Source organism: Thermocatellispora tengchongensis (assembly GCF_014202315.1).
In the GTDB taxonomy this organism is placed as follows: Bacteria; Actinomycetota; Actinomycetes; order Streptosporangiales; family Streptosporangiaceae; genus Thermocatellispora; species Thermocatellispora tengchongensis.
In genome coordinates this window covers 224,730-236,694 of the sequence record NZ_JACHGN010000004.1, presented here as the reverse complement: position 1 = coordinate 236,694, position 11,965 = coordinate 224,730, and the positions used below count along the sequence as shown (strand labels likewise).

The 11,965-nt window shown below is 71.1% G+C and carries 12 protein-coding genes and 2 pseudogenes; 9 read left to right on the top strand and 5 right to left on the bottom strand.

Annotated elements, in window-relative coordinates:
* Positions 1-74: 74 nt before the first annotated feature.
* Positions 75-470, bottom strand: a complete 396-nt coding sequence (locus HNP84_RS10460; protein ID WP_185049359.1) for a VOC family protein — start codon at positions 468-470, stop codon at positions 75-77.
* An 18-nt stretch (positions 471-488) separates the two neighbouring features.
* Positions 489-1,385, bottom strand: a complete 897-nt coding sequence (locus HNP84_RS10455) for a sigma-70 family RNA polymerase sigma factor (protein WP_185049357.1) — start codon at positions 1,383-1,385, stop codon at positions 489-491.
* A gap of 769 nt (positions 1,386-2,154) precedes the next feature.
* Between HNP84_RS10455 and HNP84_RS10450 the strand changes: the two genes are divergently transcribed.
* The 8 genes and pseudogenes from HNP84_RS10450 (at position 2,155) to HNP84_RS54830 (ending at position 7,379) form a co-directional block, all read left to right on the top strand.
* Positions 2,155-3,186 carry a winged helix-turn-helix transcriptional regulator gene (locus HNP84_RS10450; RefSeq protein WP_312924310.1) on the top strand — a complete coding sequence of 344 codons (1,032 nt, stop codon included), beginning with the start codon at positions 2,155-2,157 and terminating at the stop codon, positions 3,184-3,186.
* A gap of 103 nt (positions 3,187-3,289) precedes the next feature.
* Entirely contained in the window at positions 3,290-3,778 is a 489-nt protein-coding gene (locus HNP84_RS10445) for a PhzA/PhzB family protein (protein ID WP_185049355.1), read from the top strand.
* 65 nt (positions 3,779-3,843) lie between these two features.
* Positions 3,844-4,263: pseudogene (locus HNP84_RS10440) on the top strand (3-deoxy-7-phosphoheptulonate synthase); the annotation flags it as partial.
* Positions 4,264-4,372: 109 nt separating this feature from the next.
* Positions 4,373-5,500, top strand: coding sequence for a chorismate-binding protein (locus HNP84_RS10435; protein ID WP_312924308.1), 1,128 nt, complete (start codon positions 4,373-4,375; stop codon positions 5,498-5,500).
* Positions 5,437-6,210 (top strand): aminodeoxychorismate/anthranilate synthase component II, encoded by a 774-nt coding sequence (locus HNP84_RS54840; protein WP_376771864.1) that lies wholly within the window; start codon positions 5,437-5,439, stop codon positions 6,208-6,210. The genes HNP84_RS10435 and HNP84_RS54840 overlap by 64 nt, the downstream gene beginning before the upstream one ends.
* 82 nt (positions 6,211-6,292) lie before the next feature.
* Positions 6,293-6,619: an antibiotic biosynthesis monooxygenase family protein gene (locus tag HNP84_RS10430; protein ID WP_185049353.1), complete on the top strand. Its 327-nt coding sequence runs from the start codon at positions 6,293-6,295 to the stop codon at positions 6,617-6,619.
* 90 nt (positions 6,620-6,709) lie between these two features.
* Positions 6,710-6,874, top strand: a pseudogene (locus HNP84_RS54835) (FAD-binding protein); the annotation flags it as partial.
* Between the two features lie 157 nt (positions 6,875-7,031).
* Positions 7,032-7,379, top strand: coding sequence for an FAD-dependent monooxygenase (locus HNP84_RS54830; RefSeq protein ID WP_281396083.1), 348 nt, complete (start codon positions 7,032-7,034; stop codon positions 7,377-7,379).
* Positions 7,380-7,475: 96 nt separating this feature from the next.
* On the opposite strand, the gene HNP84_RS10420 is transcribed toward HNP84_RS54830, so the two are convergent.
* Positions 7,476-8,246, bottom strand: coding sequence for an NAD(P)H-dependent oxidoreductase (locus HNP84_RS10420; protein ID WP_185049351.1), 771 nt, complete (start codon positions 8,244-8,246; stop codon positions 7,476-7,478).
* Between the two features lie 1,036 nt (positions 8,247-9,282).
* Between HNP84_RS10420 and HNP84_RS10415 the strand changes: the two genes are divergently transcribed.
* Positions 9,283-10,140: an alpha/beta hydrolase family protein gene (locus HNP84_RS10415; RefSeq protein ID WP_185049343.1), complete on the top strand. Its 858-nt coding sequence runs from the start codon at positions 9,283-9,285 to the stop codon at positions 10,138-10,140.
* 43 nt (positions 10,141-10,183) lie between these two features.
* On the opposite strand, the gene HNP84_RS10410 is transcribed toward HNP84_RS10415, so the two are convergent.
* On the bottom strand, positions 10,184-10,903 hold the full coding sequence (locus HNP84_RS10410) for a GntR family transcriptional regulator (RefSeq protein ID WP_185049341.1): 720 nt from the start codon (positions 10,901-10,903) through the stop codon (positions 10,184-10,186).
* A 31-nt stretch (positions 10,904-10,934) separates the two neighbouring features.
* Positions 10,935-11,936, bottom strand: coding sequence for an alpha/beta hydrolase (locus HNP84_RS10405; RefSeq protein WP_185049339.1), 1,002 nt, complete (start codon positions 11,934-11,936; stop codon positions 10,935-10,937).
* Positions 11,937-11,965: the final 29 nt, after the last annotated feature.

Genomic DNA, 11,965 nt, shown 5'->3' with positions numbered 1-11,965 from the left:
CCTGGCAGTTGCACACCTGGAGCCCCGCCGGGACGCCACGGCGGCGGTCGCGGCGCGGTGAGCGCCGGGCCGCCCTACCGGCCCCGCTGCGTCAGGCCGTACACGTTGCCGTCGTGGCCGCGGATCTGCGCCCAGCGCGCGCCCTCGCGCCACGGCGCCGCCTGCGGCTCCACGGTGAACTCCACGCCCTTGGCGCGAAGATCGGCGCAGGTGGCGTCGAGGTCGTCGCAGTCGAACCAGCCGTGTGCCATGCGCCCCGCCTGCTCGTGGACGGCGTCGAGGACAGCGGGCTCGATCGCGGCGATCACGACGCGGGTCTGCGCGCCCGGCGGGCGTACCTCGACCCAGCGCCGTCCGCCGGCGTGGGGGACGTCGGCCGCCAGCTCGAAGCCGAGCGTCCCGGTGAGGAAGTCCACGGTGGCGCTCTGGTCCTTGACGTACAGCACGGCGAGCCTGGGGTTGGTGATCACGCGTGTGCCTCCCGCCGGTCAGGGCGCGGGCGCGGGGTCGGCCAGGGCGAGGTGCAGCGCGCGCAGGCGGCCGGGGTCGGCGACGACGTCGATGGCGGTGATGCGGTCGCCGTCGATGGTCATGCGCAGGACGAGCCGCAGCCGTCCCTCCGGGGCCACGACGACGCCCATGGCGCCGTCGACCAGGATGGGCCGGGCGTAGAAGGCGCGCGCGGCGTTGCTGAGGGTCTCCCGCGCGACGTCGTGGGCGCCGCGGAGCTCGGTGCGGGCGGGCCTGCGCAGCGCGGCGGCGTCGGCATGCCGTACGACGTCGGGGGCCAGCACGGCGAGCAGCGCGGGGAGGTCGCCCGCGCGCGAGGCGGCGAGGAACGCCTCGACCACCCGCCGCTGCCTGGCGAGGTCGGCGGCGGGAACGGCGGCGGTGCCGTGGACCCGGTGCCGGGCGCGGCTGGCCAGCTTCTTGGCGGCGGCGGGGGTGCGCTGCAGGATCTCGGCGATCGCGTCGAACGGAACCGCGAACAGGTCGTGCAGCACGTAGGCGATCCGCTCGGCGGGCCCGAGCGTGTCGAGGACCACCAGCAGGGCGAGGCCGACGGAGTTGGCGCGCACCGCCTCCTCCTCCGGTCCCGGATCGTCATGGGCGATGATCGCATCCAGGTCGGACATGTCGGTGAACTCCTCGCGGCGGCGCCGCCGCGAGCGCAGCATGTCGAGGCAGATGCGCGCGACGATCGTGGTCAGCCACGCCGTCATGTCGGCCACGCCGTCGGCGCCGCCGCGGCAGGCGCGTAGCCAGGCGTCCTGCACCGCGTCGTCGGCCTCGTCCGCGGAGCCGAGTATGCGGAACGCGACCGCTCTGAGATGGTTGCGGGACTTATCGAAGTGCTCGGCCAGCTCGGCCAAAGTCGTGTCCATCGGTCACCTTTCGTCGTCGCGGTTCGTCATATCAGTGGACGAGATGAACGGCGCGAGGTCGGCTAGAGCGGGGCTAACCAGGTGACCGAGGCGACCTTCGCGGACTTACAGGCAGAGCGGTCGAAGGACGTTTGATATGTACACTATTGCCGCCTTGACAGTACCACCTCCGTGTTACCCACTGGGGCGCGATGTGCTTGTCGAAATCCTAATGACCGCGGCGCGCGACAGCGACGCGACGGGGCCGTGTCGGCCGCAGCCGCGGGGATCACCGCGGATCATCACCGGCTGACGACCCGAACGGCCTTGATATCACGATAATTCGCCCGTCTGGGCGAATCGACCCGCCATTGCCGGTCAACCGCACCGCCCGCGCCGGCCCGGCCGTGCCGCCCGTGCGCGGCGCCGCCGAATTCCCGGGGGGTGAATATTCGGGGGTATTGACAAGTCCGGCGCCGCTGCGGTCACATCTCAGCCTGAGACAGGCGTTTCACCCCGGTCCCCGGCGCGGCGCGCCCTGGCGGGCCTTCCGCAGCTCGGCCCGATGAGCAATCACGCGGGCGCCTCTCGTCCCGGCGCCCGTTCCTGGCAGTACATTTCACACCGCACATCTCACACCGCGGAACGGCCGTGTGACGCGACAGGCGAGCCGATGCGCGGTTGCGCTCCAGTGAAGCAATCACCCTTGCTCCCCATCCTTCGTAGGGAAGGTTCAGCAGTGACACTTCACGTTGCCGAGATCAGCCACAAGGCCGACGTCCCCCTAGAGGTGTCCGACCTGCTCAGGGATCTGCCGAAACAGATCGTCCCGATAGCGGACCTGCGGCCGTCGTTCTCGCCGCGGCAAAGGGGGGAGGACCCCGCGCACGTTCGCCTGCTCGTCGAGACCGGCGGCGGCGACGACCCGCTTCTCGTGCATCGTCCCACCATGCGGGTGATCGACGGCGCCCACCGGTTGCGCGCCGCGGCCGTCAGGGGCCGCACCGAGATTCCGGTGCAGTTCTTCGACGGCAGTGAGGCGGACGCGTTCGTCCTTTCCGTGCAGCTCAACGTCAGGCACGGTCTGCCGCTCACGCTGGATGAGCGCAAAGCCGCCGTGCGGCGCATTCTCGGCTCCCATCCCCACTGGTCGGACCGCGCCATCGCCGCGCGTACCGGGCTGAGCGCCTACACCGTGGGCGACCTGCGCCGCCGGGCGGGCAGGGAGACCGCGCCGCCGAACTCCCGCATCGGCAGGGACGGCAAGGTGCGGCCGGTCAGCAGCATCGAGGGCCGCCGCAGCGCGGCCGCGCTGCTGATGGCCAACTCCGAGATCTCGCTGCGGGAGCTGTCGCGGCGAACGGGCCTTTCCGTGGGAACCGTACGTGACGTGCGCGATCGCCTCAGCCGCGGCCAAGATCCGATCCCCCAGCGGCTGCAGGGCGCGCGGAACGGGCCCGCCGCCGTCGCCACGCCGTCGCCGGGCCAGGAGGGCGAGCCGCCGGACGTCGCCGGCGCGGCGCCGCCCTCGCCCACGCGGGGCCGTCCCGGCCGGCCGCGGAGCGAGCGGGCGACGGCCGTCGAGACCGCCTCGGCGGTGCGCAAACTCGCGCGCGACCCCTCCATGCGCGCGACCGAATCAAGGCGGACGCTGCTGCGGATTCTGCTGGCCACGGAAATGGATCAGTCGCAATGGGAGCAGATCGCCGAGGCGATTCCGCCGCATTGCGTGCCGCTCATTCGCGCCATCGTGCTCAAGCGCTGCGAGGACTGGAAGAAGCTGGCGAACATGGTGCCGCGTCACGCGGATCAGGCGACATGACCTGATTCGAACATCCATGCCACGGTCATCGCAGTTGCACATTCTTTCCGTTTCGGGGCGCGTGGAATATCCTCGCGAAAGAACAAATTGGCGGAGGATCATCATGGCGCACACCACGTACCCTTCCCGAAATGAGGCGGAAGCCGAGCTCCGTAAAATCAACCGAACGACCGTGGAAAAATACGTGAACACGCGGGGGCGGGATCGCCTGCGCCGGCACCTGCTGTTCACCGAGGACGGCGTCGGCGGCCTTTGGACGAACGACACGGGCCGGCCGATCGCCATCCACGGCCGGGACCGCCTGGCCGAGCACGCGGTCTGGTCGCTGCGGTGCTTTCCCGACTGGGTCTGGAAGAACATCCAGATCTTCGAGACGCAGGACCCGAACTTCTTCTGGGTGGAGTGCGACGGCGAGGGCGCCATCCGCTTCCCCGGATATCCCGAGGGCCACTACAGCAACCACTTCCTCCACTCCTTCCTGCTGGAGAACGGGAAGATCAGGCAGCAGCGGGAGTTCATGAACCCGTTCGAGCAGCTCCGCGCGCTCGGCATCCCCGTTCCCGAGGTCAGGCGCGAAGGGATTCCCACCTAGACCAGGGCGAGGCCGCCCGCAATGTCGCACGTCCCTTCGAGCAATGGAGACCCGTGGACGACACCATGACCGGCATCCGGCTGAGTACGGCGCCGCAGCAGCCGGAGTGGAGCGATGTCTCGCAAGTCCAGCGCGTCAGGGAGGTGCCGGCCTCGCGTCCCCCGCTGGTACGGGCGGCGGACGTACGGACCCTGCGTGCTGCCCTCGCCGAGGTCGCCGAGGGCAGGTCCCTGGTCGTACAGGCCGGCGACTGCGCGGAGGACCCGGAGGAGTGCACCGCGGAACACGTCAGCCGCAAGACGGCCGCCCTGGACGTCATGGCCGGCGCGCTGAAGATGATCGGCCACAGGCCGGTGGTCCGGGCCGGGCGGATCGGCGGGCAGTTCGCCAAGCCGCGCTCCAGCCCGGTGGAGGAGGTCGGCGACCTCACCCTGCCGGCGTACCGCGGGCACCTGGTGAACGGCCCGGAGCCGACGGCCGACAGCAGGCGGCCCGACCCGCTGCGCATCCTCACCTGCTACATGGCCGCCAGCGACATCATGGAGCACCGGGCTCGCGGCCGGGGTCGAGGCCGGCTCGGCGCCGCGCCACGAGGTGCTGGCGATCATCCCGTACCGGCAGATCCGCGAACGGGGCTTCTCCTGCGCCGGCGACGGCGCGCCGCTGATCGCGATGACCGTGACCGGGCAGTGTGCGGTGCCGGTCGCCGAGGCGCTGACCCGGATTCCCGACATCCCCATCGCCGTGTCGGAGGGGCACTTCGACGTCGCCGACGACGACTACGCGGAGACCGTGCGCAGGGTGGTCAAGGAGGCGATCGGCGAGGGCAAGGGCGCGAACTTCGTCATCAAGCGGTCGTTCGTCGTCGACATCGGCGGCTACACGCCGCGCAGCGCCCTGGCCTTCTTCCGGCGGCTGCTCCAGATCGAGTCGGGCGCGTACTGGACCTTCGTCGTGCACACCGGGACGCGGACCTTCGTCGGCGCCTCCCCTGAACGGCACATCACGCTGCACGGCGGCATCGTCACGATGAACCCGATCAGCGGCACCTACCGCTACCCGCCGTCCGGCCCCACCGTGCGCGACGTCATGCGCTTCCTCGCCGACCGCAAGGAGTCGGAGGAGCTCTACATGGTCCTGGACGAGGAGCTGAAGATGATGACGCGGATCTGCGAGCCCGGCGTACGGGTGGTGGGACCGCGGCTGAAGCAGATGGCGCGGCTCGCGCACACGGAGTACTTCATCGAGGGCGACAGCCGCTGGGACGTTCGCGACATCCTGCGCGAGACGATGTTCGCGCCGACCGTCACCGGCAGCCCGCTGGAGAGCGCCTGCCGGGTCATCGGGCGGCACGAACCGCAGGGCCGCGGCTACTACAGCGGGGTCGCCGCCCTCATCGGGCGCGACGCCTCCGGCGGGTGGACGCTCGACTCCTCCATCCTCATCCGCACCGCCGACATCGACAGCGCGGGCCGGGCCAGGATCGGCGTCGGCGCCACGCTCGTACGCCACTCCGACCCGCTCTCGGAGGTCGCCGAGACCAGCGCGAAGGCGGCAGGGCTGCTCTCGGCCCTGAGAACCGGCGAGGCCGGGCGGCTCGACGCGCACCCCGAGGTGCGCGACGCGCTGGAGCGGCGCAACGCCACCATCGCCGGCTTCTGGCTGGGCTCGGCCACCGGGCGTACGCCGGCCTCCCCCGGCTGGCCGGCCGCGAGACGCTGATCATCGACGCCGAGGACACCTTCACCTCGAGGCTCGACCACCAACTGCGCGCGCTGGACATGTCCGTGACCGTGCGCAGGTACGGCGAGGCCGTCTCCTTCGACGGCTACGACCTCGTCGTGCTCGGACCGGGACCCGGCGATCCTCGCGACGCCCGGCACCCCAGGATCGCCTACCTGCGCGCGGCCGTGGATGCCCTGCTGGCCGAACGCCGGCCGTTCCTCGCGGTCTGCCTGAGCCACCAGGTCCTGTGCGTCAGGCTCGGGTTCCGGATGCGCCGCAAGGACGTGCCCAACCAGGGCCTGCAGAAGGAGATCGACCTGTTCGGCGTGCGCGAGCGCGTCGGGTTCTACAACACCTTCGCGGCCCGCTCCGAGCTGGACGGCGCCGAGATCGGCGGCGTCGGCGCCGTGAGGATCTGCCGCGACCCGGCGACCGGCGAGGTGCACGCGCTGCACGGCCCGTGGTTCTCCTCCCTGCAGTTCCACGCCGAGTCCGTGCTCACCCAGAACGGCCCGGGCGATGTTCTACTTCGCGGGGCTGCGGTCCTACCGCGAGAAGCTGGCCGAGGTGGCCGCGGCCGACCACGAGGGATTCGGCATGAACGGCGGCTGACCGCCGCCGGGAACAAAGCGGGAAGGACGATTCGGCACTCGTCCGAATCGTCCTCTTCAAGCATATTCAACGGCACGCTCCGACATGCAAAGTAAAGGCATGGGGTGTGCAACTGACAGGGTGTGCGACCAACTAAAAAACTGGTTTATCGCATCTATTCTCGTTAATGTTGGGCCCATGAGTGAAACCGTGATTCGCGCCGACGACCAGCTCGTCACTTTCATCAATGTCATCGACGTCGACCCGGAGAGGCAGCAGGAGCTCATCGCCGTCCTGAACGAGGGCACGGAAAAGGTGATGCGGCAGCGGCCGGGCTTCATCTCGGTCAACATCCTCGCCGGCAAGGACGGCAAGCGGGTCATCAACTACGCCCAGTGGCGCAGCCCGGAGGACCTCCAGGCCGTGATGGGCGACCCCGAGGCTCAGGCGTTCGCCAAGAAGGTCGCCGAGCTGGGCACCCCCGGCCCCGGCGTGTACTCCGTCGCATCCGTCCACCACGCCTGACCGCCACGGCATCCGCCCCGCCGGCCGCACGCCGGCGGGGCACCGCGCGGCCGGCGGCCCGCCCCCAGACGCGCAGGGAGCACACCCTCCATGAGCACCGACAACACCGCTGACATCGTGATCGCCGGCGCGGGCATCGGGGGCCTCACCGCGGCCCTCGCCCTGCACGCCCGTGGCATCGGCGCCATCGTGCTGGAGGCCGCCGACGAGATCCGGCCGCTCGGGGTGGGGATCAACATCCAGCCCGCCGCCATCGCCGAGCTGACCGCCCTCGGGCTGGGCGAGGCGATCGCGGCCACCGGCATCCCCACGCGCGAGCACCGCTACCTCGACTACCGCGGCCGGGTGCTGTGGGCCGAGCCCCGGGGGATCGCGGCCGGGCACCCCTGCCCGCAGTACTCCATCCACACCGATGGTCGACCGCGACCCCCTGCCCTCCTGGGGCCGCGGCCGGGTCACCCTGCTGGGCGATGGCGCCCACCTGATGTACCCGATCGGCGCCAACGGCGCCTCGCAGGCCATTCTGGACGCCGCCGTCCTCGCCGCCGAACTGGCGGCCCCGGGCGACACCCCGGCCGCCCTGCGACGTTACGAGGCGGCGCGCCGCCCCGCCACCACGGCAATCGTCCATGCCAACCGCGATATGGACGACGCGGAACGCGCCATTGCCGTCGGCCGCGACGAGAACAAAGCCGGCGCGATTGCGGGCATCACGAGAAATTACCGAGCCGTGGTCGAGCAGCGGCACGGCATCAACTGACGAACGAACGAATTCCTCCGGCGGCGCGACGTTTTATACGGCTCACATATATGACGAACGGCGGGCGGTAAAGGTGACACGCACGCCGTCGTCCCGTCACGCCTCGCCGTCCGGGAGGCGCGCGGCCAGCGCGGTGACCGCCGACCTGGCCGCGGCGAGCGAGCTCGCCCCCATCGACCGGAAGCGGGCCAGCGCGGGATTGTCGGCCGCCCTGGTCATCTCGGCGCACACGAAGTGCAGGTTTTCCTCGCGCACCCCCAGATCGGTGAAGTAGGCCCGCAGGTAGCGCGCCTGGAACTCGAACCCCTCCCTGGGGGTGCCGGGCCGGTAGCAGCCGCCGCGGGCCTCGACCACCACCACCTTCGTACGCTCCAGCAGGCTCTGCCCGGTGCCGGGATCGGTGAACGCGCCGGGGAAGGTGATCCGGTCGATCCACGCCTTGAGCGCGGCGGGCACCGTGAAGTTGTACATCGGGACGCCGAGCAGCACGGTGTCGGCGGCGAGCAGCTCGTTGATCAGCGGCAGGGTCAGGCCCCACTCCCGCGCCTCGTCGTCCCCCCTCACCAGCGACGGCACCACGGCCAGTGGGACGGGACCGTGCCGCTGCGCCCGCCGGCCGAGGGAGACGAAGCCGGGGGATATCAGCGGCACCGGGTCCGCGGCCAGGTCGCGATACCGGTAGTCGTAGCGGTCATCGCCGCGCCGCCCGCGCCAGGTGTCGGCGAACAGCCCGGTCAACTGCCTGCTGACCGAGTCGCGGGAACGACTGGCGCTGGAGTCCAGATGCAGCAGCGACCGCGCCACCGCGCCCCCATCGACCTCGCCCGGCCGGTACGTCGGACGGCGCAAGACGTATGTTTCCGACATTATGCTCACCTCATGTGATCGTCCCTGGTAGTCGCCCGTCATCTTGGTGACGTACCGTGATCAGGAAAGGTGACCGACCCGAAGGTAAAACCTGCGCCCCCATACGCGGCGGGCCCTGCCGCCCGCCTCCGGCCGCGCGGCGGCGACCGCGCCCGCCAGGGAGCGCGCCAAGGAGCGGTGGCGTCAGGCCCGATCTGGGCCGGGGCGGCGGGAGGCCGGCGGGGCCGAGCCGCAGGAGTGGGCCGAGTGGATGCGGCGGACGTGGCGCGGCGACCGTGCGGCGGCCCGGACCGACCGGTCTTCCCGGGCGCGCGGCACGACGACCGGCGGGGATGTCCAGTTGAAGTGTCACGCAAGCCGGTGATCATTTCCGGTCGGAGCACTGGGTGCCCGGTCGAGCACGCGCGACTACCTGCGGGTGTCGCCGCCGGCTCCGGGCGCGGTCGCCGAGCCGGCCGCCGGGCGGGCGCGCGGGGCGATGCCGCTCGACCGCGCCGACCTGGTGGAGGCGGTCGGGGTGCTCACCTTCCGGGACGAGGCCAAGCTCGCCGGCACGGGCCTGCGCCGGCGCGACCAGGCATCACCGACATTGACGCCCATCCCTTGTGCCCGATTTTTGCTATGGCATATGGTGGCCGCGTGCCATTGGACTCCTTGGCCGGTGTGGTGGCTGCCGGTTTGGCCGATCGGGTGCGCGGCTGCGTGCCGCGGTGCAGGGCGGCGTGCAGGCCCGCGGTGAGAAGGTCGCCGAAGTCGCGCGACAGGTGAAAGCGCCGCGTCCCTGAGTCCCGCTGCCTCGTCGAAGGGAAGTGGTCTGCGGCCAGGTCGGCTATAGCAAATTGCAAGGAGTCGGGCATGCGACGAGCGACGTACGGGCCGCTACCGGAGCGGCACGGCAGCCGGGCCCCGTCTGTGCTCACCCGCCGGGCCGCACACCGTCCACAGGGGAGGAAGTGATGGAGATTCCCACGATGACCGAGGAGATCCGTTCGCAGAACGCCGGGGCCCTCATGCGCACCGCGCTGGAGCGTGCCCGGTGATCCGCGTCGCGGACCTGCCCGCCGGCCACCCCGGACGCCGCCTGCTCACCGGCCGGACGATGTTCTTCGCCGCTCCCTCCGAACAGCGCTGCTCCTACTGCCTGTACGTCCCCGCCCAGTGGGCGCCGGAGACGAAACTGCCGGTCCTGGTCGCCGTCCACGGCACCGGCCGGCGACCGGAACAGCTACGCGAAGCCCTCGTCCCCTTCGCCGACGAGCACGGCGTCATCGTGGTCGCGCCGCTGTTCCCCGCCGGCATCGGCGACCCCGACGACGTCCACGCCTACAAGTTCCTCGACGGCCACGGCGTGCGCTACGACCTGGTGCTGCTCGACATCGTCGAGCAGGTCGGCCACCGCTGGAACGCCCGCGTCGACCGGATCATGCTCTACGGCCACTCCGGCGGCGGCCAGTTCGCCCACAGGTTCCTCTACCTGCACCCCGGACGGCTCGCCGCGGTCGCGATCAGCGCCCCCGGCCGCGTCACCCTCCTCGACGACACCCTTCCCTGGTTCACCGGCGTCGCCGACACCAGGTCCCGCTTCGGCATCGAGGTCGATCCCAGGGCCATCGCCCGCGTCCCCGTCCTGCTCACCATCGGCGCCGAGGACGACGGGATCGCCGACCTCACCGTCGTCTCCGACGACGGCGGCCGTCAACCGGGAACCACCCGCCGCGAACGGCTCGACCGCCTCGCCGACTCCTTCACCGCCCACGGCGTCCCCTGGACACAGGCCGTCATCCCCGGCGGCGGACACGACACCGCCGCGACACTGCCCGCCGTCACCCGGTTCCTGGCCGACGCCCTGAGCAGGAGCGAGGAGCCGGCCGCCGAACCGGCCCGCGGGCGGTGACCGGAGTCAGGGTCATCGAGCGCTCGCGGGATCTGCGGCGTGGTCAGTCGGGGAAGCGGCTTGCGATCCGGGAGGTGTTCGAGCTGTGACTGTGGGCCCTCATCAGTTCTTCGGCCCGTTCTCCGTTGCCGGCGGCGATGGCGTCGTAGATGGCGCGGTGCTGCCGGTATCGCTCATCGACGATCGTCCGGTGTTCGCCCCGCACCTCCGACAGGAGGCTGTCGTGCCGCTCCGCCGCACCGAAGGCGTCAACGGTGCGCAGCATCTGCATCAGAGTCGCGTTGCCGCTCGCCTCGTCCACGAGCGAGTGGAAACGCCGCATCAGGCTCTGGATTCCGATCACCAGGTCCCGCTCTCTGTCGGTCCCTGGGGCGACCTCGCGCAGTTCGCCGCGCAGCGCGTCCGCCTCGTCCAGGCACGCGCACATCTCGCGCCGCTGCGCGGCCGTCGATTTCTCCGCGGCCAGCCGGGCGGCGAGCGCCCGGAGCGCATCCTCGATCATGGTGAACTCGCGCAGCTCCTCCTTGCCGAACTGCGCGATGCGGACGGACCTGGGGCCCGTCCGTTCCACCAGCCGATCCTGCTCCAGTCGCCGCAGTGCCTCGCGGACGGGGGTCGCGCTGATGGTGAGCAGTTCCGCCAGGCCGCGCTCCGTCACCTTCTCCCCGCGCTTCAGGGAGCCGGTGACTATGGCCTCGCGGATGGCGGCGTACGCCTGGTCCCCGAGAGTCACCGGTGCCGAGAGCTGAGGAAGCCGGGCCATGGGCAGCATGGTATTTGCTACAGCATTGATGTCAACCGGCGTTCGCGCACAGCGCCCTGCGGAGGGCGCTGTGCCGGTATGAGCGGACCCGTACGCTCAGCTCGGCTTCGGGCGCGAGACTCTCTCCTCCGTGGATGCCGCCGGGATAGACGTGCAGTTCGACGGGAACCCCGGCCCACATGAGTCTTCGCGCGAAGTCCATGGCCTCGTCCCGGAACAGGTCGAGGTCGCCGACGTCCACGTACGCGGGCGGAAACCCGGTGAGGTCGCCGGCGCGCGCCGGCGCCGCGTAGGGCGACACCCGGTCGGTGCCGAAGTCCTCGCCCAGGAACGCCTGCCAGGACCGGAGGTTGGCCTCGCGGCTCCAGGCTCCGAACCCGGTGTTGGTGAGGGTGGAGGGTGTGGCGGAACGGTCGTCCAGCATGGGGGAGACGAGCATCAGGTAGGCGATCTCGGGGCCGCCGCGGTCGCGGGCGAGCAGGGTGGTGGCCGCCGCCAGGCAGCCGCCCGCGCTCGGTCCGTAGAGCGCGATGCGGTCAGGATCGATCCGTAGTTCCCGGTGGCTCTCCGCTGTCCAGCGGAGAGCGGTGAAGCAGTCGTCCACCGCGGCGGGATACGGGTTCTCGGGCGCGAGACGGTACTCCACCGACACCACGACGCAGCCGGTCTCTCGGGCGAGCTCGGCGGCCTTGGCGTCGTCACCGTCAACGCTCCCGGCGACCATCCCGCCGCCGTGGATGTAGCAGACGCACGGCGCGGGTGCCGGGCCGCCCGGGGGCCGGTAAACCCGCACCCGGACGGCCGGATGCGGGCCGGTGCCCACCGGGATCGAGTGGTCGCGGACCTCGACGCCGCGCGGTGCGGCGGCTCTCGAACGGAGGGCGGCGAGTTCGGCCTGCCTCCGCCGTCGCTCCGCGATGTTCTCGATGCCGCTCAGCCCTTGGGGGCCCACGATGCGGAGATACCGGTCGAGGCGGGCCCGTACCTGCGGGTCTATGCGGTCTGTGATGTCTCTGCTGTCTCTGATGTTCATGTCCGGCCGGTGCTCCCGGGTTTCGGGGG